Origin of the sequence: Delftia sp. WY8 (genome assembly GCF_018437695.1) — a bacterium.
GTDB lineage: Bacteria > Pseudomonadota > Gammaproteobacteria > Burkholderiales > Burkholderiaceae_C > Comamonas > Comamonas tsuruhatensis.
The window spans coordinates 3,670,291-3,690,626 of sequence record NZ_CP049795.1 but is presented as its reverse complement, the minus strand read 5'-3'; the positions used below and the strand labels follow the sequence as shown (position 1 = coordinate 3,690,626).

At 68.4% G+C, this 20,336-nt stretch carries 19 protein-coding genes; 6 read left to right on the top strand and 13 right to left on the bottom strand.

Annotation, left to right across the window (positions count from 1 at the left end):
* Positions 1-101: 101 nt before the first annotated feature.
* From hutC to G4D77_RS17015, 5 genes are all read right to left on the bottom strand, one after another.
* Positions 102-872 (bottom strand): histidine utilization transcriptional repressor HutC, encoded by a 771-nt coding sequence (gene hutC / locus G4D77_RS17035; protein ID WP_026062963.1) that lies wholly within the window; start codon positions 870-872, stop codon positions 102-104.
* A 26-nt stretch (positions 873-898) separates the two neighbouring features.
* Positions 899-1,678, bottom strand: coding sequence for an ABC transporter ATP-binding protein (locus tag G4D77_RS17030; RefSeq protein ID WP_012202086.1), 780 nt, complete (start codon positions 1,676-1,678; stop codon positions 899-901).
* Positions 1,678-2,517 (bottom strand): ABC transporter permease, encoded by an 840-nt coding sequence (locus G4D77_RS17025; RefSeq protein WP_154833038.1) that lies wholly within the window; start codon positions 2,515-2,517, stop codon positions 1,678-1,680. The genes G4D77_RS17030 and G4D77_RS17025 overlap by 1 nt, the downstream gene beginning before the upstream one ends.
* Positions 2,518-2,580: 63 nt before the next feature.
* Positions 2,581-3,555, bottom strand: coding sequence for an ABC transporter substrate-binding protein (locus G4D77_RS17020; RefSeq protein ID WP_154833037.1), 975 nt, complete (start codon positions 3,553-3,555; stop codon positions 2,581-2,583).
* A 272-nt stretch (positions 3,556-3,827) separates the two neighbouring features.
* The gene (locus tag G4D77_RS17015) at positions 3,828-4,718 is read right to left on the bottom strand and encodes a LysR substrate-binding domain-containing protein (RefSeq protein WP_046240486.1); all 891 of its coding nucleotides are present in this window, start codon (positions 4,716-4,718) and stop codon (positions 3,828-3,830) included.
* Positions 4,719-4,812: 94 nt separating this feature from the next.
* Between G4D77_RS17015 and G4D77_RS17010 the strand changes: the two genes are divergently transcribed.
* From G4D77_RS17010 to G4D77_RS17000, 3 genes are all read left to right on the top strand, one after another.
* A complete protein-coding gene (locus tag G4D77_RS17010; RefSeq protein ID WP_154833035.1) occupies positions 4,813-6,069 on the top strand; it encodes a CaiB/BaiF CoA transferase family protein in 1,257 nt (418 codons plus the stop codon).
* A gap of 10 nt (positions 6,070-6,079) precedes the next feature.
* Positions 6,080-7,231 (top strand): acyl-CoA dehydrogenase family protein, encoded by a 1,152-nt coding sequence (locus G4D77_RS17005; protein ID WP_017405657.1) that lies wholly within the window; start codon positions 6,080-6,082, stop codon positions 7,229-7,231.
* Positions 7,232-7,451: 220 nt separating this feature from the next.
* A complete protein-coding gene (locus G4D77_RS17000; protein WP_193726186.1) occupies positions 7,452-9,383 on the top strand; it encodes a RecQ family ATP-dependent DNA helicase in 1,932 nt (643 codons plus the stop codon).
* Positions 9,384-9,483: 100 nt separating this feature from the next.
* On the opposite strand, the gene G4D77_RS16995 is transcribed toward G4D77_RS17000, so the two are convergent.
* The 4 genes from G4D77_RS16995 to G4D77_RS16985 all read right to left on the bottom strand — a co-directional run bounded on the left by G4D77_RS16995 (position 9,484) and on the right by G4D77_RS16985 (position 13,377).
* Entirely contained in the window at positions 9,484-10,293 is an 810-nt protein-coding gene (locus G4D77_RS16995) for a DUF4198 domain-containing protein (RefSeq protein ID WP_154833031.1), read from the bottom strand.
* 6 nt (positions 10,294-10,299) lie between these two features.
* On the bottom strand, positions 10,300-10,788 hold the full coding sequence (locus G4D77_RS16990; protein WP_012202078.1) for an EF-hand domain-containing protein: 489 nt from the start codon (positions 10,786-10,788) through the stop codon (positions 10,300-10,302).
* 172 nt (positions 10,789-10,960) lie between these two features.
* Positions 10,961-11,176, bottom strand: coding sequence for a TonB-dependent receptor (locus tag G4D77_RS31000; protein ID WP_265334600.1), 216 nt, complete (start codon positions 11,174-11,176; stop codon positions 10,961-10,963).
* A gap of 26 nt (positions 11,177-11,202) precedes the next feature.
* The gene (locus G4D77_RS16985; protein ID WP_265334599.1) at positions 11,203-13,377 is read right to left on the bottom strand and encodes a TonB-dependent receptor domain-containing protein; all 2,175 of its coding nucleotides are present in this window, start codon (positions 13,375-13,377) and stop codon (positions 11,203-11,205) included.
* Positions 13,378-13,657: 280 nt separating this feature from the next.
* Between G4D77_RS16985 and G4D77_RS16980 the strand changes: the two genes are divergently transcribed.
* Genes G4D77_RS16980 through G4D77_RS16970 form a run of 3 tightly spaced genes read left to right on the top strand, consistent with a single transcriptional unit; the run spans position 13,658 to position 16,999 of the window.
* The gene (locus G4D77_RS16980) at positions 13,658-15,031 is read left to right on the top strand and encodes an aspartate aminotransferase family protein (RefSeq protein ID WP_016452231.1); all 1,374 of its coding nucleotides are present in this window, start codon (positions 13,658-13,660) and stop codon (positions 15,029-15,031) included.
* 7 nt (positions 15,032-15,038) lie between these two features.
* Positions 15,039-16,112: a GNAT family N-acetyltransferase gene (locus G4D77_RS16975; protein WP_154833029.1), complete on the top strand. Its 1,074-nt coding sequence runs from the start codon at positions 15,039-15,041 to the stop codon at positions 16,110-16,112.
* Entirely contained in the window at positions 16,094-16,999 is a 906-nt protein-coding gene (locus G4D77_RS16970) for a hypothetical protein (protein ID WP_154833027.1), read from the top strand. Before G4D77_RS16975 ends, G4D77_RS16970 begins: the two co-directional genes overlap by 19 nt.
* 36 nt (positions 17,000-17,035) lie before the next feature.
* Here the strand turns inward: G4D77_RS16970 and G4D77_RS16965 are convergent, their stop codons facing one another.
* The 4 genes from G4D77_RS16965 to G4D77_RS16950 all read right to left on the bottom strand — a co-directional run bounded on the left by G4D77_RS16965 (position 17,036) and on the right by G4D77_RS16950 (position 20,231).
* Complete coding sequence (locus G4D77_RS16965) at positions 17,036-18,265, bottom strand: DegT/DnrJ/EryC1/StrS family aminotransferase (RefSeq protein ID WP_154833025.1); 1,230 nt, start codon at positions 18,263-18,265, stop codon at positions 17,036-17,038.
* Entirely contained in the window at positions 18,258-18,752 is a 495-nt protein-coding gene (locus G4D77_RS16960; RefSeq protein ID WP_016447366.1) for a DMT family transporter, read from the bottom strand. The genes G4D77_RS16965 and G4D77_RS16960 overlap by 8 nt, the downstream gene beginning before the upstream one ends.
* A gap of 179 nt (positions 18,753-18,931) precedes the next feature.
* Positions 18,932-19,300, bottom strand: a complete 369-nt coding sequence (locus G4D77_RS16955; RefSeq protein ID WP_012202070.1) for a DMT family transporter — start codon at positions 19,298-19,300, stop codon at positions 18,932-18,934.
* Positions 19,290-20,231 (bottom strand): alpha/beta hydrolase, encoded by a 942-nt coding sequence (locus G4D77_RS16950; RefSeq protein WP_016452235.1) that lies wholly within the window; start codon positions 20,229-20,231, stop codon positions 19,290-19,292. The genes G4D77_RS16955 and G4D77_RS16950 overlap by 11 nt, the downstream gene beginning before the upstream one ends.
* Positions 20,232-20,336: the final 105 nt, after the last annotated feature.

Genomic DNA, 20,336 nt, shown 5'->3' with positions numbered 1-20,336 from the left:
TCGGTGTCTGGAAGGATGTGCCAGGATGGATGTCTATGCCTGTCTATACAATATCAATCGAAGCGGAACAGCGCAAGAGCGGGAACCCCGCCTTTCCGGCCTCAGCCGTCGTGCGATCCGCCGTCGGTGCGAAAGCGGCTGCCCAGCCGGTAGCGCATGCCCGGATGCACGCAGTGCACCCAGGTCACGGGCGTGCCCAGGTACCAGGTGCGGCGCGTCAGCGTCAGGCAGGGCTGGTCGGTCTCCATCTGCAGCCAGCGTGCCTGCTCGGGCGTGGGCAGCATGGCGTCCACCACATGCTCGATCTGGTCGAAGGGCACGTTGCGCACCAGGTACACCGAAGGCTGGATCAGCGAGAAGTCCTGCTCCATGAAGTCCGGCGCCATGCGCGGGTTCACATGGCGGTCTTCCAGCTGCACGGGCACGTCGTTCTCGAAATGCACGCCCTGCAGGTGGAACACCGAGCTGCCGGCGGACAGCTGCAGCGAAGCCGCCGCCTCGGGCGAGGCCGACTCGCGGCGCACGCTGATCAGCTCGAAGCGGTGGTCATGGCCGCGCTGGCGGATCTCTTCAGCGATGTTGGCGATGCGCAGCAGCGTGGACTGCGGCTTTTCCTCGGCCACGAACGAGCCCACGCCCGCCACCCGCACGATCACGCCCTGCTCGGCCAGCTCGCGCAGCGCGCGGTTGGCCGTCATGCGGGCCACGCCGAACTCCTGCACCAGCTCCTGCTCGGACGGCACGCGCTCGCCGGCCGACAGCGAGCCATCGGCGATCTTGCGCATCACATGGTCCTTGACCTGCTGGTACAGGGCCATGGGCACCTCCGCCGTCGTTGCGGAAAGACGAGAAGCCGTGGAGCGGGAAGACATGGTGTGGGCAGTGGTCATGAAAAGCGTCAGTGTGCAGCAGCGGCCAGCGACTCTGCGCGAATCTCTTCGGTCAGCCGGGCTTTCAGCTCCATGAACTCGGGCGATGTCTTGACCGTGTAGTGGCGCGGATGCGGCAGGTTCACGGGGATGTCGGCCTTGATGCGGCCCGGCCGCGCGCTGAACACGGCCACGCGGTTGGCCATGAAGATGGCCTCGTCGATGTCGTGGGTGACGAACATCACGGTCTTGCGCTCGGCCTCCCAGATGCCCAGCAGCAGCTCCTGCATGAGCACGCGGGTCTGGTTGTCGAGTGCGCCGAAGGGCTCGTCCATGAGCAGGATCTTGGGATCGTTGGCCAGCGCGCGCGCAATGGCCGTGCGCTGCTGCATGCCGCCCGACAGCTGCTTGGGAAAGTGGTTCTCGAAGCCGCGCAGCCCCACCTTGGCGATGAAGTAGTCGCTGCGCTCCTTTTGCAGCGCCTCGCTCACGCCCTTCTCGCGCAGGCCGAAGCGGATGTTCTGGGCCACCGTCAGCCACGGGAACAGCGTGTAGCTCTGGAACACCATGCCGCGGTCGGCGCCCGGCCCGTCCACGGCGCGGCCGTCCAGCAGCACCTGGCCCGTGGTCGGGAAATCCAGCCCCGCCGCAATGCGCAGCATGGTGGACTTGCCGCAGCCCGAAGGGCCGAGGATGGTGACGAAGTCGTTCTCGCGGACCTCGAAATCCACAGGCAACAAGGCCTGCGTGCTCGTGCCCTTGTGGCTGGTGAAGGTGCGCGAAACACCTTGAATGGACAGCAGATTCATCACAGGGTGCTCCACTCGAACATGCGACGGTTGACGGTCTTGAAGATGAAATCGGACACCAGGCCGATGAGGCCGATCACGATGATGCCGAAGATGATCTGGCCCGTGTTCAGCAGCGCCTGGCTGTCGGTGATCATGTGGCCGATGCCCGAGGACGAGCCGATCAGCTCGGCCACGATCACATAGGTCCAGGCCCAGCCCAGCACCAGGCGCAGCGTCTCGGCAATGCCGGGCGCGGCGCCCGGGATCAGCACGCGGCGCACCACGCCGGTGTTGGAGGCGCCCAGCGTGTAGGCGGCCTCCACCAGGTCCTTGCGTGCGCCGCCCACGGTCACGGCCACCATCAGCGTGATCTGGAACACCGAGCCGATGAAGATGACCAGCAGCTTCTGCGTCTCGCCCACGCCGGCCCACAGGATCAGCAGCGGGATGAAGGCCGAGGCCGGCAGGTAGCGGCAGAACGAGACAAAGGGCTCGAAGAAGGCCTCGACCGGCTTCCAGGCGCCCATGGCGATGCCCAGGGGCACGGCCACGACCGAGGCCAGGATGAAGCCGCCCATCACGCGCCAGACCGTCATGCCGATGTCGTGCAGGAAGCCGTACTCGGTGAACAGCAGCACGCCCTCGCGCGCCATGGTCATGGGGCTGGCCAGGAAGGTCGGGGAGACGAAGCCGCCCAGCGTCACAGCCGCCCAGACGAGAAAGAACAGCACGAAGAAGGCCACACCCAGCACCCACTTGGCCGTGGGGCTGACGGGCTCCAGCGGCGCCATGCGGCGGCGGCGGACGGGGGCTGGCGCCGCGGCGTGTGCGGGAGCGTGCGGTGTGGCGTGGGTCATGGGCTTGTTAGCCGGCTGGACTGCGGAAGTGGATGCGGCTTGCATGGTCATCCCCTGGCGGGCTTACTGGATGAAGCTGGCGTCGTACATCACGCCATAGTTCTCGGGGATGGAGCGGATGATGCCGGCCTCCTTGAGGATCACGGCCGATTCCTTCATGAACGGCACCAGCTCGTTGGCGAAGAATTTCTGGTTGGCGTCCTTGTCGGACCACTTGAGGTAGGAGGCCGACTTGCCGAACTGCTCGCCGCTTTGCTTGACGGCCGTGCCCATGATCTCGAAGGACTTGGTCTTGTCGGCCTCGATCATGGCCACCGCATCGAAATACGACTGGGCCAGGGCCTTGGCGGCGGCCGCGTTGGCCTTGAGCCACTTGGGATCGCAGCCCACGGTGTCCATGACCATGGGGTAGTCGATGGTGGTGGCCAGGATCTTGCCCGCCGCCGGGTTGGCGCGGATGGTGGACAGGTAGGGCTCGTAGCTCATGGCCGCATCGTTCTGGCCGGCCACGAAGGCCTGGGCCGCGGGCTGGGGCTCCAGCGAGACGGTCTTCACATCCTTCATGGTCATGCCGTTCTTGTGCAGCATCCAGGCCAGGCCGAAGTACGGCGCCGTGCCCGGCGCGCTCACGGCCACGGTCTTGCCCTTGAGGTCGGCAAAGCCCTTGACGTCATTGCGCACGGCAATGCCGTCGGCGCCATAGGACTTGTCCATCTGGAAGATCTGCACGATGGGCACGCCGTTGGTGTTCCAGGCCACATGCGTCTCGATGGTGGTGGCCGCGCACTGGATGGCGCCCGAGGCCAGGGCCAGGTGGCGGTCCTTCTGCGGAATCATCTTCAGGTCCACCGCCAGGCCGTTCTTCTTGAAGATGCCGGCCTTGTCGGCCAGGGTCAGCGGCGCGAAGCCTGTCCAGCCCGACATGCCCAGGGTGATCTTGGTCTCCTGCGCGGCAGCGGGCTGCAGTGCGGCGGCAAGGCAGAGGGCGGCGGCCAGCGGCCCCAGGGGCAGGCGGCGGAACGTGGGGATCGAACTCATGTGGCACTCCTCGGTCGGGAAAGCAAGTTGGCAATGGCAGTTTCGGGGTCCGCGGGCAGACCGGTGCGGAAGCCCGAAGTGTGTTTTTGCCGACCAAACATGTATATACAGGATTACCCGGCAAACCTGGCAAGGGCGGAAACCTGCATCCATCTGCGGTCAACACAGAGAGCGAGAGCAAGCACCGTGCCAACCCATCCTGTCCATACAAGCTGGGGAAAGTCCCTGGTCGCGATTCACCACCGTGGTGCAGGCCACCGCACGGCGCGCCGCTACGGTGCAATCACAGCCCGCGCCACCTTCAAAAAAGGTGCAATCAGCGGCGAGGCATTGCCCGCCGGCACAGCCAGCACCACGGGCTGGGGGGCCACGCGGCCCCGGATGCGGCGGCAGGCCAGGCGCTGGCCATCGTGGGCGCGGTCCACCACCGGTCGCGTGGTCAGCACGCTCAGGCCGTGGCCATTGGCCACCATGGAACGCAGCATCTCGATGGAGGCGAACTCATGGGCCACCAGCGGCGTCACGCCGGCCTCGCGGAACAGCGACAGGAAATACTCGCGGCTGTGCGGCAGGTTGATCAGCACCAGCGGGTGGGCCGCCACTTCGGCCAGGCTCACGCTGGTCCTGGCCGCCAGCGCATGGCGATGCGGCAGCAGCACATAGGGCGGCAGCGCCGCCACGGGCAGCAGCTCCATGCGGGGACGCGCCAGGCCCGTGTTGTACTGCAGGGCCGCATCGAGCTCGCCGCGCTCCACCTGCTGCGTGAGCGAGGCGATATCGCCCTCCACCAGCTCCAGTGCAATGCCGGGATGGCGGCGCTGCATCTGCGCCAGCAGCGCCGGCACCCAGCGCGCGCCCAGCGTGCTCAGAAAACCCAGGCGCAGCACGCCCGCCACCGCCGCCGTGCGCGGCCCCTGCAGGCTGCGTGCGCCGTCCAGCAGCGCCTGGGCATCGCGGCTGCGCACCGCGCCGGCCGCCGTGAGATCCAGCCCCCTGGCATGGCGGCGCACGAACAGCGCCTCGCCCCACTGCGCCTCCAGGTCGGCAATCGCCTTGGAGATGGACGGCTGGGACACGCCGATGGCTTCTGCCGCGCGCGCCGCACTGCCATGGCGTGCAGCGGCCACGAAGTACTCAAGCTGCCGGAGGCTAATATGGATCATCTTTTTGAATGCATTGCATCAGGATTGAATATTTTCCATTGATTCAATTGCGGGCCAGCATGCAGCCATCCACCACCTGTCCATGGCTGCATCAATGACCGAATCCGCCTCGCCCCCCGCCCCTGCCAGTACCGCCCGCCCGCTGGACGGCGTGCGCATCCTCGACTTCACGCGCGTGCTGGCCGGGCCGCTGTCCACGGCCCTGCTGGCCGACCTGGGCGCCGAGGTCGTCAAGATCGAGCCGCCGCAGGGCGACGACTACCGCGCCATCGGCCCCATGAACAACGGCGAAAGCGCGCTGTTCACGGTGATGAACCGCAACAAGCAAAGCCTGGTGCTGGACCTCAAGCACCCCGAGGCCGTGGCCCTGGTCCACGAGATGGCGGCCCAGGCCGACGTGGTGGTGGAGAACTTCCGGCCCGGCGTGGCCGAGCGCCTGGGCATCGGCGCAAGCCAGTTGCGGGCGCTCAATCCGCGCCTGGTCTATGTCAGCGTCTCGGGCTTCGGCCAGACCGGGCCACTGGCCCACCGACCGGCCTACGACATCATCGTGCAGGCCATGAGCGGCCTCATGGAGGCCACGGGCGAGCCCGATGGCGCGCCCACCGTCGTGGGCGAGGCCGTCAGCGACGTGGTGGCCGGCCTGTTCGCCTCCTGGGCCACGCTGGCCGCGCTGCTGCAGGCCCGCGCCACCGGGCAGGGCCAGCAGGTGGACGTGGCCATGTTCGACACCACGCTGAGCTTTCTGGCCACCTCGGTGGCGCGCTACCTGTTCACGGGCCGGCCCGCGCGCCGCGTGGGCAACCGCCATCCGCTGTCGGCCCCCTTCGGCGTGTACCGCGCAGGCGACGGCCACTTCGCGCTGGCCGTGCTCAACAACAAGCTGTTCGCCGCCGCCCTGCAGGCCATGGAGCTGGGCAGCCTGGCCGGCGACCCGCGCTTTGCCAGCGACGAATCACGCTCGGCCCACGAACCCGTGCTGCGCGAGGCCATCGAGGCCTGGGCCGGCCGCCATGAAGTGGCGCAGGTGGTGGCCGCGCTGGATGCGGCCGGCGTGCCCGCCGCCCCCATCTGGAACATTGCCCAGGCGCTGGAGTCGCCCCAGAGCCAGGCGCGCGGCCTGCTTGGCGCGGTGCAGGACCCTCGCCTGCCCGGCCTGCGCCTGCCCACCCAGCCCGTGCATTTCAGCGGCGCCGCACCCAACCGCGCCGAGCGCGCACCGGCCCTGGGCGAGCACACCGACGCCCTGCTCTCGCAGTGGCTGGGCCGGGGCGCCGAAGCCATTGCCGCGCTGCGCGCATCCGGTGCCCTGGGCACGGCAGGCGCGGCCCCCTCTTCCCCATCACATTGAGCGAACCTCCATGAACTTCCAACGACTGGGCACCACCGCCGACGACCACGCCATTGCCGATGCCGTGGCCCGCTTTGCCGACGACGCACTCGCCCCGCTGGCGCAGCGCATGGACGAAGAGGCGCTGTCCGCCACCTGCCATGTGCCGGGCCTGTCGGCCCTGGGCGTGATGGGCATGAACCTGCCCGAGGCCCTGGGCGGCCCGGGCGTCACGCCCACGGCCATGCTGCTGTCCCTGGTGGCCATCTCGCGCGCCTGCGCGGCCACCTCGTCCATGATCGGCGCCCACTACCTGGGCACGGACGCCGTGCTCATCGGCGGCGACGATGCCCAGCGCCAGCAGTGGCTGCCGCGCTGCGCCAGCGGCCAATGGCTGGCGGCCTTTGCGCTGACCGAGCCGCGCGGCGGCTCCCACCCGGCCGACATGCGCACGCGCGCCGTGCGCGATGGGGACGACTATCTGATCACGGGCGTCAAGCACTTCATCTCCAACGCCGCCGAGGCGCGCTTCATGGTGGTCTTCGCCAAGACCGACATGGAGGCCGGTGCACGCGGCGTCAGCGCCTTCATCGTGCCGCGTGACCTGCCCGGCATCCAGGTCTCGGCGCCCGAGAAGCTCATGGGCATCCGCGGCGGCCATGCCTTCGAGGTCTCGCTGGACGGCGTGCGCGTGCCTGCCAGCCACCGGCTGGGCGCCGAGGGCACGGGCTTCAAGACGGCCATGAAGGTGCTGGACAACAGCCGCCTGGACGTGGCGGCCACCGCCCTGGGCGTGGCCGAGGCCGCCCTGGCCGCCGCCGCGCAATGGGCCAACCAGCGCCTGGTCGGCGGCGAGCCACTGGCCACGAAACAGGGCATCCAGTGGAAGCTGGCCGACATGAAGCTGCGGCTGGAGTCCTCATGGGCGCTGACCATGCAGGCCCTGGCCTTGCGCCAGGCAGGCCAGCCCTTCACCCAGCACTCGGCCATGGCCAAGCTGCATGCGTCCGAAATGGTGGGCTTCGTCACCGACGAGGCCCTGCAGATCCACGGCGGCTACGGCTACACGCGCGAAATGCCGCTGGAGCGCCTGGTGCGCGATGCGCGCATCCTGCGCATCTACGAGGGCTCGTCCGAAGTGCAGCGCAGCATCATTGCGCGCGGGGTGCTGGGCGGCAGCTGAATGCAGCAGCGGGTGGCTAGGAGAAATCTGAAAATGGCACCCTCGCGCCCGGAAAAGGCCGTTGATGCAGAGCGGTTCAAACCCCAGGTCTTCCCTGGACCTTGCGAGGGGGCGCAAAATGGCGGCTGTTGCGGCCTTCGGGCCGCAGCGCATTTGTTGCGGGAAGCGCCCGCATCCCTCCCCCTCCCGCGCCAGCCGCCCCTGCCGAAAGAAGCCTCCGTTGTCCGCCGCGCATTCCGTCCTGCAAGCCGTGTTCGGCTACGAACAATTCCGCGGTCCGCAGGAGGCCATCGTCTCGCACGTGGTCGCCGGCGGCGATGCGCTGGTGCTCATGCCCACGGGCGGCGGCAAAAGCCTGTGCTACCAGGTGCCGGCCATCGTGCGCCAGCAGCAGGGCCACGGCGTGGCGGTGGTGGTGTCGCCGCTGATCGCGCTCATGCACGACCAGGTGGGCGCGCTGCACGAGGCCGGTGTGAGCGCGGCCTACCTGAACTCCACGCTGTCCTATGACGAGACGCAGGAAGTCGAATGGCGCCTGCAAAGCGGCGACATCACCCTGCTGTATGCCGCGCCCGAGCGCCTGAACACGCCGCGCTTCCTGGGCCTGCTCGACGACCTGCATGCCCAGGGCAAGCTGTCGCTGTTCGCCATCGACGAGGCGCACTGCGTGAGCCAGTGGGGCCATGACTTCCGGCCCGAATACCGCGCGCTGAGCGTGCTGCACGAACGCTATGCGGGCGTGCCGCGCATTGCGCTCACGGCCACGGCCGATGCGCTGACGCGCGCCGACATCGTCGAGCGGCTGCAGCTGGAGAGCGCGCGGCACTTCGTCAGCAGCTTCGACCGCCCCAACATCCGCTACCGCATCGCCGAGAAGAAGGACGTCAGCAACCAGCTGCTGCGCTTCATCGAGCGCGAGCACGAGGGCGAGGCCGGCGTGGTCTATTGCCAGTCGCGCAAGCGCGTGGAGGAGCTGGCCCAGACGCTGAGCCAGGCCGGCGTGCCCGCCCTGCCCTACCACGCGGGCCTGCCCTTCGAGACGCGCCAGCTGCACCAGGACCGCTTCCTGCGCGAGGACGGCATCGTCATCGTGGCCACCATCGCCTTCGGCATGGGCATCAACAAGCCCGATGTGCGCTTCGTGGCGCACGTGGACATGCCCAAGAACATCGAGGGCTACTACCAGGAAACCGGCCGCGCAGGCCGCGACGGGCTGCCCGCCGATGCCTGGATGGCCTACGGCCTGTCCGACGTGGTCAACCAGCGCCGCATGATCGACGAAAGCCCGGCCGAGGACACCTTCAAGCAGGTCATGCGCGGCAAGCTCGATGCCCTGCTGGGCCTGGCCGAGGCCACGGACTGCCGCCGCGTGCGGCTGCTGGCTTACTTCGGCGAGCAGTACGGCCTGGGCGCACCGGGAGAAGACGCAGAGACGGACATTGAAGGCCGGCCGCTGCAGCGCGTGGCAAAGACCGCCTGCGGCAACTGCGACAACTGCATGGAGCCCCCGGCCCTGTGGGATGGCACGGACGCCGCGCGCAAGCTGCTGTCCACCATCTACCGCGTGCACGAGGCCAGCCAGCTGACCTTTGGCGCGGGCCACATCATGGACGTGCTGCGCGGAAAGGACACCGAGAAGGTGCGCCAGTACGGCCACGACAAGATCTCCACCTTCGGCCTGGGCAAGGACTACAGCGAGCCCCAGCTGCGCGGCGTGATGCGCCAGCTGCTGGCCACCGGCGCCCTGGGCCTGCACAAGATCACCAGCGAGAACAGCGGCCACAGCTTCGACACCCTGTGCCTGGCCGAAGGCTCGCGCGAAGTGCTGCGCGGCAATGTCCAGGTGCAGCTGCGCGAGGCCGTCGCAGCGCCACGCACGCGCACCTCCAAGCGCGCCACCCAGCCCAACGCGGCCGCCGCCAGCCTGGGGCCTGATGCCCAGGTGCGCTTCATCAACCTCAAGGCCTGGCGCGCCGAGGTCGCACGCGAGCACAACCTGCCCGCCTATGTGATCTTCCACGACGCCACGCTGGCCGCCATTGCCGAGCGCAACCCGGCCTCGCTGGACGACCTGCAGGGCATCAGCGGCATGGGCGCCAAGAAGCTGGACGCCTATGGCGCCGAGGTGCTGCGGGTGGTGGCCACGGGTTGAGGCGCATAGCCCTCATGCACATCGCCTGGGGCTGGGCTTCACCATGAGAAAAGGCCTGCACCTCCATGGCGGCAGGCCTTTCTCGTGAAGCCGGAACCCCTTACTGCGCCAGCACCCTGAACGTCAGCGTGTAGTTGTTGCCGTACTGCGGCGCGGCGGCGCCGGCGGGGGCGTCGGCGCGGTAGCGCACCAGGGCCAGGTAGATGCCGGACTTGGGCAGGGCGTAGGAGATGCGGCCCTCGCCATCGGTGGTCAGCGCGTCCACGCTGTGCTGGCTGGCCAGGTCCATGGCCGAGCGGAAGATTTCCACCTTCTGCGCGGCCAGCGGCTTGCCGTCGTATTGCACGGTGAAGTCGAACTTCTCGCCCGCGAACAGGTCGGCCGGATGCGTGACGGGCACGATCTCCAGGCCCTTGCCTGAGGGCGCGAGCGCGGCCCGGCTGGGCTTGCCCACCGTGATGTAGGTCTCGGAGACCGACAGCGACTGGTAGTGGCTCAGCAGCCTGGCATCGGCCGGCGTGGGCGTGGCGGGATCACGCGCGGTCTCCACCTTGCCGTTGCGCTCCCACGAACGGAAGACGGCGCCCAGGCGCGGGCCGGTGCTCACGCGGTAGGTGCCCTTCTCGTCGGGCAGTTGGTGCTCGGCCACGGTGCGGGTCTTGAACTGGCGCACATCGGCCATGGGCGTGACCGAGCCGTCGGGCGCCGTCACGGCGAAGCGCGTTTCGCCAAAAGCCACTTCGGGGATGAAGAACTTGTCGGCAAAGCTGGCGTCCACGCTGATGACGGCCCGGGGCTGGGCCTCGAAGCTGGTGGGCAGCAGGTAGGGCGTGTGGGCCTGGGCGGAGATGCACACGGCCGACAGCAGCGGCAGCCACCAGGCCAATCGCTTGGATGGGGTTTTGGCCATGTCCGCTCAGGGCTTCTTGACGTCGTTCTTGTCCACGACGCCATCGGCATTGACGTCGGCTTCCTTGAAGCTGCGTTCGGCGATGGCCATGTCTTCTTCCACGGTGTATTTGCCGTCGCGGTTCCTGTCCACGATGCCGAAGCGCACATGGGCCTGCTTCATGGACTGGGCATAGCGCTCGTCGGGCTGGCGGCCCGCGTACTGCTGCTTGAGGCGGGCCTCGAACTCGTCCACGTACTCCTTCTCGCTGAGCCAGCCGTCGCCATTGGTGTCGCCGGCCAGGAAGCGCTGCTTGCGCACGGTGTCGTACTCCTGGCGCGTGACCACGCCATCACGGTTGGCGTCGTAGCTGCCCATGAAGGCAGACTGGCCATGCCCGCCCGCAGGCTGGGCCGGGCCGCTGGCGGACGGTGCCGTGGGCGATGCGCAGGCGGTGAGCAGGGCCGCCAGGCCGGCAGCGGCCAGCATGCGGTGGGACAGAGAGAACTCGATCATGAAACGACTCCTGAAGTAGGCAGATACAGCGGCGGCTGCGATGGTGGTGGAGGCTTTCCGGCCGACACCGCCGCTGTAGGGAAGGCCGGCCGGCCCCTGGAGAAACTCCTCGGATCCGCGCCACGCGGCAAGTGAAGGTGGCGTGGATGCAATGGCATGGTGCGCAGGGTGCTCAGAACGCAACGTTCATGGACACGGCGAAGGTGCGGCCCGGGTTGCTCAGCAGCTCGATGTCGCGGCGGTCGCGCGCCACGCCGGGCTGCAGGCTGCGGGTGCTGGAATAGTCCCAGTAGCGCTTGTCGCCCAGGTTGTAGATGCCGGCGTTCAGGCGCACGTTCTTTGCGACCTGCCAGTAGCCGGCCAGGTCGAAGATGGCATGGCCGGGCACGCGGAACAGCTCGGTGGCCGAGTCCGTCAGGCCGGTGCCGCGTTCTGGTAGCTGTCGCGGTTGGTGGCCACGGCCTGCTTGCCCGCGACGAAGGTGCCGGTCAGGTTCAGGCCCCATTGCCGGGCCGGTGCGTCATAGCCCACGCCGACGATGGCCTTGCGCGGCAGCACGCTGTCCAGCGGCACATCCTTGTCGCCTGCGTAGTAGGACTTGGAGGTGCCGCGGCTGATGCCCAGCGCCCAGGTGGAGTACAGGCCCCTGGCGGCGGGCATCCACTGGCCGTGGTCCAGGCGCGCGCTGGCCTCGAAGCCGTAGATCTTTGCGCTGTCGCGGTTCTCGGCCTGGTAGATGGTGCCGATGTGGGCGGGCACGTTGACGAACAGGTCGGGACGGCCCGCGCGCAGGTAGCGCGTGTAGGCGATGAAGTCGGAGTACCTGGTATAGAAGACCGAGCTGTTGAAGGTCACGCCCGGCGTGGGCGAACCCTTGAGGCCGAAGTCGAAGGCATTGCTGCTTTCCTCCTTCAGGTTGGGGTTGCCCACCAGGGCGTACTGGCCTGCCGCGTTGTAGTTGCTGGCCATGTTCCACGAGCCGAAGATCTCGCCGGCCGAGGGCGCTCGCCCGCTGCGCTTGAACTGGGCATAGGCGCTGAACGTGGGCGTGAGGTCATAGACCAGGGCGAGGCTGGGGCTGAGGATGGTGTTGCCGCGCGTGCCGCCGTAAATCTTTTCCACGTCGGCGGCCGTGAGCACGCCCGAGACGAAGTTGTCCAGGTCGCGCGTCTTGATCTCCACGCGGTCCACGCGCAGCGCGGGAATCAGCGCCAGGCGGCGGCCGCCGGCCTGGAAGCTGATCTCGTCCTGCAGGAAGGCGCCGTAGCGGCGGGTGGTGGTGTCGGGCTGGGGCTTCATAACGGGCGTGCCGGTAGCGAAAACGTTCCACGGCCGCTCCGTGTCCTGTGTCGATGCATTGACGCCAAAGCTCAGGCGGTGGCGGTCGATGCGCTTATCGCCCGTGCTCGAGAAACCCCAGGTGCGCGTCTCGTTGCCCGAGACGTTGTGCACCTTGGCGCCCGTGGCCAGCGTGGTGGTGTCGGTGACGTCGTTGGTGTCCGTGTTCTGGAAGTACAGCCGCGTGTCCAGCTGGTCCACCCAGGCGCCGGCCGGTGTCCACAGGTGCTGCAGCTGCAGCGTGTTGCGACTGGTGTCGCTGTTCTGGCGCGAGCTTTCGGTGATGCTGGTGTTGGTGGTGTCCCAGCCGTGGAAGGAGGTGTCGTTCTTGCGTCGGTACAGGTCGGCCGACAGCACCAGGCGGTGGGCCGGGTTGATGCGCAGGCCGCCCTTGAGCAGCAGCGCGTTGGAGTTCCAGTCATCGGGATAGCTGTTGACGATGGCGCTGTGGTTGCGCGTCTCGTGGCCGTCGCGGCGCGAGTAGGCGATCAGGCCGTCGAGGTCGCCCGAGCGGCCAGCGGCCGTGAAGCTCTCGTTCCAGGAGCGGTCGGCCGTGTCGTGGCCGATCTTGCCGCCCAGGTAGGAGGTCTTGCCGCCCACCAGGTAGTCCTCGGCGGACTTGGTGCGAAAGCCCACCGAGCCGCCGATGCCACCGGCCGCGCGCCGCGCCGTGGTGGTGCCGGAGAGGATGTCCACGGCCGAGAACATCTCGGGGTCGATGAAGTCACGGCCCACGCCGAAGGTGTTGGCACCGACACGGCTCACATAGGGGCGCGTGGTGGCGTCGGGCATCTCGACGCCGTCCACATCCATGCCGATGCGGTTGCCCTCGATGCCGCGGATGTTGTAGCCCGTGGTGCCCGAGCGGTCGAAGCTGCTGCGGTTGCGGCTGGTGCCCGAGGCCGTGCCGGGCGCTGAGACCAGCGGCTGGTAGCGCACCACGTCGGCCATGCTGCCGGCCTGCTCCAGCGCCGGGCCGCTGACGGTGGTGGAGGCGCCCGGGGTTCGCTGCGCGGGCTCGGCCGTGTCGACCACGTCGACCTGGGCCAGTGCCTTGGTGGGTGCCTGCGCCATCAGCCGGGCCTCATCGTCCAGGGCCTGAGGCCGGGGCTGGGCCCAGGCGCCGGACGTGGCCAGGCCGATCACGGCGGCCTGCACGGCCACGGCCAGCAGGCTGGGCCGCAAGGCCGGCGCAGCGCAGGGATTCCAGAAAAGGGAGACAGGGGCGCAGGAGCGTGAAGATGGAGCCATGGCAGGAATCGGGGAACGAGGGTTGCTGGCTAGCTGCCGACCTCTTCGCGGAGTGCTCTTGCGAGACCATTGATTCCCCCCGGGTGTGATTTCTTCCTGCTGGCTTTCCGCGATTCTCCCACCAATTGATAATGATTATCATTTGTTTTGTATCATTTACGTCACAGGGGCAGATCACGGTCCCGCGCGGACCTCCTCCACAAACCCCACACAAAGACTCGACAGCGCAGCAAGATTGCCCGCTCACACTGCGGCGGCTGAATATCTGGAGCCCTTTGCTGTGACCAATAACGCCCAACTCCTGGCCGACGAAGCCAAGTACTGCTCGTTCGGGGATACCGTCCACTACGTCAATCCCCCCAAGATCTTTTCGGGCTGCGAAGGCAGCTACATGTACGACGAGGCCGGCACGCCCTACCTCGATCTGCAGATGTGGTATTCGGCCGTGAACTTCGGCTACAAGAACAAGCGCCTCGAGCAGAAGATGATCGAGCAGCTGCAGACCCTGCCCCAGGTCGCCAGCCAGTACCTGCACCCGACCAAGATCGAGCTGGCCAAGTTCATCGCCCAGGATGCGGAGCGCAAGTGGGGCCATGCCGGCCGCGTGCACTTCAACGTGGGCGGCGCCCAGGCCATCGAGGACTCGCTCAAGGTCGTGCGCAATGCCAGCGGTGGCAAGAGCCTGATGTTCGCCTTCGAGGGCGGCTACCACGGCCGCACGCTGGGCGCCTCCAGCATCACCTCCAGCTACCGCTACCGCCGCCGCTACGGCCACTTCGGCGACCGCGCGCAGTTCATCCCCTTCCCCTACCCGTTCCGCCGCCCCAAGGGCATGACGTCGGAGGAATACGCGGACTCCATCGTCCGGGAATTCGCGCGCAAGTTCGAGAACGAATACCACGCCATCTGGGACCCCAAGACCAACCAGTGCGAGTACGCAGCCTTCTACGTGGAGCCCATCCAGGGCACGGGCGGCTACGTCGTGCCGCCGCCCAATTTCTTCAAGGGCCTCAAGAAGGTGCTGGACGACCACGGCGTGCTGATGGTGGTCGATGAAATCCAGATGGGTTTCTGGCGCACCGGCACGCTGTGGTCGGTGGAGAACTTCGGCGTCAAGCCCGATGTGCTGGTCTTCGCCAAGGCGCTGACCAACGGCCTCAACGCCCTGTCGGGCCTGTGGGCGCGCGAGGAACTGATCAATCCCACCATCTTCCCGCCGGGATCGACCCACTCCACCTTCGCCTCCAACCCGCTGGGCACGGCCCTGGGCCTGGAAGTCATGAAGATGACCCACGAGATGGACTTCGGCCGCCAGGTGCGCGAATCGGGCGCCTACTTCCTCGAAGGCCTCAAGGAGCTGCAAAAGCGCCACAAGGAAATCGGCGATGTGGACGGCCTGGGCCTGGCGCTGCGCGCCGAGATCTGCACCGAGGACGGCTTCACGCCCAACAAGGCGCTGCTGGACAAGATGGTGGACATCGGCCTCGAAGGCGGCCTGGAATACAAGGGCAGCAAGCGCGGCCTGGTGCTGGACGTGGGCGGCTACTACAAGAACGTGATCACCTTCGCGCCCTCGCTGATGATCTCGCGCCCCGAGATCGACGAGGCCATGGTCCTGCTGGACCAGTTGCTCACGAAAGCCAAGGCGGCCTGAAGGCGCGATGCCCGCAGAGCGCCTGCACAACCAGCTCGAACCCCCAGGCCTGCTCGCGCAGTTCGCGGCCCATCCTCCCGAGGGCTTCGCACTGCTGCAGGACTGGCCGGCGCCGGCCTTCACGGCGCCCTTCGATCTTCTGACCACGGCGGACGACGCGCTCAAGGCGCGTCTTTTGTCGTTGCCCGGTGGCGGCTGGCTGTCGCGCCGGCTGCGCCTGTCCACCGACTTCGTGGGCACCACGGTCAGCGAGTACGCCGTGCTGCCCATGGGCATCCCTGCCGCCCAGCAGGCTGCCGCGCTGCGTGCGCGCGCAGGCCGGCGCATGCTGACCATCGTCAAGGACCTGCCCCAGGATTCCCCGCTGCTGCCGGACGCCGACAACGCCCATGCACGGGCGCTGGCGCAGGCCCTGGCCGATGCGGGCTTCATCCTGGTCGAAGGCCAGGCCCTGGCCCATGTGCCCATCGACTTTTCCAGCCTGGACGAGTACCTTGCGCGCCTGTCCAGGAGCCGCCGCCAGAACCTGCGCCGCAAGCTCAGGAGCCGCGCGCAGCTGCAGGTGCAGCGCATTCCCACGGGCGCGGCCTTTGCCGATGACGCCTGCGTCGATGCCTACTACGCGCTGTTCGATGCGGTGTATGCGCAAAGCGAGATCCACTTCGACAAACTCACGCGCGATTTCTTCGCGGCCGTGCTGCGCGATGCAGGCAACGGCGGCACCGTGTTCGAGTACCGCGCGCTGCAGGACGACGGCACGCCCGGCGCGCTGCTGGGCTGGAACCTGTGCTTCGAGCACGGCGGCAAGCTGATCGACAAGTACATCGGCCTGTCCTACCCGGCCGCGCGCGAGGCCAATCTCTACTTCGTGAGCTGGATGGTCAACCTCGAATACGCCATCGAACGCGGCCTGAGCCACTACGTGGCCGGCTGGACCGACCCCGAGGTCAAGGCCCAGCTGGGCGCCAGCTTCACCTTCACGCAGCATGCGGTCTTCATCCGCAATCCGCTGCTGCGCGCACTGGGCCGGCGCTTTGCCGGCCACTTCGAAAGCGATCGCCAATGGAGCGAACAGAACTGAATGCCCAGCCCGTGGTGCTGGATGTGGATGGCTCGGTGGGGACCTTGCCCGGCGAGCTGCGCCTGCCGCTGCAGGACTGGCAGGAGCAGGTGCGCTTTGGCTGCGGCCTGCGCCGCTTTGCGCAGTTCCGCGCGGCGCTCGATGCGCAACTGCCCGCCGCGCATGGCACGGCCCTCATGGGCAGTGGCGACTTCCACCACCTGAGCTGGCCGCTGATCGAGCGCTGCATCACCGCCCAGGCCCTGTCCGCAAGCCGGCCGCTGCGCGTGGTCGTGCTGGACAACCACCCCGACAACATGCGCTTTCCCTGGGGCGTGCACTGCGGCTCCTGGGTGCGCCGCGTGGCCCTGCATCCGGCCGTCTCGCATGTGCACGTGGCCGGCATCACTTCCGGCGACATCGGCCGCGCACACGCCTGGGAGAACTACCTCACGCCGCTGCGCGCGGGCCGCCTGAGCTACTGGAGCGCGGGCGTGGACACGGGCTGGGCGCGCCGCCTGGGCGTGGACTCGGCCTTTCGCAGCTTTGCCAGCGTGGCCGAGCTGTCGCGCACGCTGGCGCGCATGCTGCGCGAGCAGGCCCAGCCCACCTACCTGAGCATCGACAAGGACGTGTTCGCGCCCGAGGTGGTGCGCACCAACTGGGACCAGGGCCGCATGCTGGAGAGCGAAGCCATGGACATCATTGGCGCGCTGTCCGGCCAGATCGTGGGCAGCGACATCACGGGCGATGTGTCTTCCTGGCGCTACACGACCTGGTGGAAGCGCTGGATGAGCGCGGGTGACGGCCAGGACACGCAGATCGGCGCGCAGACGCTGGCCACCTGGCAACTGGGCCAGCATGCGTTCAACGAGCGCCTGGTGGAGCGTCTGCAGCAGGCCGGCTGAGGCCCCACCGGAGCTGCGGCGACCGGGGCTGCGAGGTCAGGCGGCGGCCTGCTTCATGGCGCTTTCCAGCACCTGGACCAGATCGCCAAAGCGCGCGTCGTCGAACCACAGGCTGTTGCCCACCGCCACCAGGCGCTGCGCCCAGTCACGCCCCTGGTCCACCACGTCCTGGCGCGCCAGGCCCAGCACATGGTCGTAGCGGCCATAGTCGGGCAGCACATGGACAAAGGGCAGCGACAAACCCCAGCCCCGCCCCCATTGCGCGCGCAGCAGCGCATCGCGCGTGGCAGCATCGCGCAGGCGCAGCAGCAGCACGGGCCAGACGCCTTGCGCACCCGGCACGGTGTCGCCCACCACCTCGATGCCATCGATGGCCGACAGCCAGGCGCCGCGCTCACGCGCCTGGCGCTGCAGTTGCTGCTGGAAGGCCGCCAGCCGCGCCAGTGCGCGCCGGCCCACGCGGCGGCGCCAGGTGCCCAGTTCATGGCGGGGAATGCCGTCGTCGAAATCATCGCCGGCGGCCTGCACCCAGTCGCTGCCCGACAGCGCATCGCGCAGGGGACGGCCATAGGCCAGGTCCAGCCCGGCGGGGCGGTACAGCGCCGCATAGCCCAGCAGCTCCAGGCTGCGGCGCAACTCCCAGCCCCGGTCCTGGCGCACGCTGGCTGCATGTGTCTCGCGCAGTGCCTCGCGCAGCACGGGGTCGCGCGCCAGCAGCACGCCGCCCTCGAAGGTGGTCAGGCCCTTGCCCACGGCCAGGCTGTAGAAGCCCACATCGCCCTGCCAGCCCACGGGCTCGCCGCGCAGGCGCGCGCCCAGGGCCTGGGCCGCGTCCTCCACCACCCAGGCACCCACGGCGCGCGCGCAGTCCAGGGCCGTGTCCACGTCGGCCACGCGGCCGCACAGATGCGTGGGCAGCACGGCCAGCGTGCGTTCGCTGCACAGCGCTCGCAGATGGTGGCGGCTCATGTCCAGCGTGTCGGGGCGCAGGTCGCACAGGCGCAGCTGCAGGCCGCAGTGCGCCACGGCCAGGGCCACCAGCGGGCAGGTATAGGCGGGTGCGATGACTTCGCTGCGGCCCGGCGCCAGGCGGCGCAGGGTCTGCAGCGCCACCATCAACGCCGAGGTGCCAGAGCATTCAAGCTGCACGGCGGGCACGCCCAGCCACTGCGCCAGCGCCCTCGCCAGGTCGGCATCGCCCCAGGGCAGCAGGTCGGCCGCGCGCAGCGGCAGGCCTGCCGTGGGCGGCAGCACGCGTTCAGCCATGGCGCGTGCCGTGCTCGGCCGAGGCCGCCAGATGCGCGGCGCCCGCGCTGGCCGAGCCCGCGCCCGGATTGCCGCCCGCATGGCCCGGCGTGTCGTCGTCTGCGCCGGGCCCCTCGGCCTCCTGCGTCTCGCTGACGGCCAGGCAGGCGATGCCGGCCACGATGAACAGGCAGCCGATGATCTGGGGCATGCCTATGCGCTCGTCGAACAGCCAGTACGACAGCGCCAGCACGGAAAGAATCTCCAGGTGCGATGCCGCAAAGGCCGGGCCGATGGGCGCGCGCTTGAGCAAGGTCATCCACGAGAAAAAGGCGCCGATGTAACCCACGAAGGCGCCATAGATCCAGGGCTGGCCGAACACGCGCGCCAGCCAGTCCACCGAGAACTCCAGCGGCAGCGCCGCATTGCCGGCCTGCTTGAAGCTCAGCTGGGCCAGCGTGTCGAAGGCCATGAGCACCAGAAAGCCAATGAAATAGAAACGTTTCATCTCAGTTATTCACGGGGCTGCGCGCCGCCCGCATCGTATGAAACTGGCGAGCCCCAAAGCCAGGGACACCGAGGAAGGGCCGCCCCGCACCGAGGGTGTCGTCCCCCTCCCGCGAAGCGAGAGAGGGCGCCGTGCACACGGGGGAAGGCGCGAAGCGACTCAGGGGGTGCTGTTTCATCTCAATGCAGGCCCACGATGGCGACGCCTATGGACACCAGAACGATGCCTGCCACGCGCATGGGTGCCAGCTTCTCGGCAAACAGCAGCCGGCCCGCGATCATGATGGCCACGATGTTGATGGAGCCCAGCAGCACGCCTTCGGACAGCGGCACCAGCGAGAGAAAGGCCAGCCACAGCACGAACTCGGCCACATAGCAGCCCACGCCCAGCCACAGCCAGGGCCTGGAGGCCATGAAGCGCCAGCGTGCCAGGCCGTCGAGGTCACCGGGCTGGCTGGCGGCGGCCTTGAAGGCCAGCTGGCCGCCGCTGTCCACCAGCACGTTCAGCACCCACAGCGTGATGACCAGCGGCGAGAGATCACTGCCCATGCGGCGCAGCCTCCACAGCCCGGCCTTCGCGGGGGGCGGCACCGCTGGCGATGCGCGCCACGAACTCGGTGGTGCGCGCGATCACGGTGCGGCGGTCGCGGTCGATGGTGACCATGTGGTAGCTGTTGTCCAGCAGCACCAGCTCGACATGGGCCTGGCTGGCGCCGTGCACGATGTCGTGGGCGTTGGCCACCGACGAGATGTCGTCGTTGCGCGCATGGATGACCAGGCAGGGCGAGCGCAGCTGGGGCAGGCGCGCCAGCACGTGGGCCGAGAGGCGGCGCAGCTCGATGATGGACCACCAGGGATTGCCCGGCAGGCCGGCCGCCGCGCTGTCGCCCGAGTGCATCTGCTCGACCACGCGTGCGCGCAGGGCCTCGTCCTTGATGCCGTAGGGCGGCTGCTCCATGAACACGCTGCGGCGGCCAATGCCCAGCGCGCGGAACAGCGGCAGCAAAAAGGCCAGGCGCGTGTAGAAGGGGATGCTCCAGCCGTCGTAGCGGAAGGTGGTGGACAGGGCGCAGACGCCGTCCACCTTGTCGGGATGACGCTGGGCCACGGCCAGCGAGAGCACGGCGCCCATGGACAGGCCGCCGACCACCACATGGTCCACATGCTGCGACAGCCGCTGCAGGCCGCCTTCCACGCTGGCCAGCCAGTCGGTCCAGCGCGTGTCCACGAGATCTTCCATGCTGCCGCAATGGCCGGCCAGCTGGACCGCATAGACGGTGAAGCCCTGCTTGTTCAGCCCCTTGGCCAGCAGACGCATCTCGGCCGGCGTGCCCGTGAGCCCGTGCACCAGCAGCACGCCGGTGCGCGCGGCCGCGCCCGTGCCGGGCATGACGAATTCATGCTCGGTCACGCAGACGCTTTCCAGCCCCGTGGCAGGCTCGCTGCGCTGAACCAAGGAGAGCCCATCACTCAAATTCATGTCAATTTTCCATGACGCTGCGCGTCGCCCTCTGACCATGAAAATGGCGTGCCCTGAAGCCAGAGACACCAAGGAAGGGCCTTGGCCGGCCGCGCCGCCCCGCAC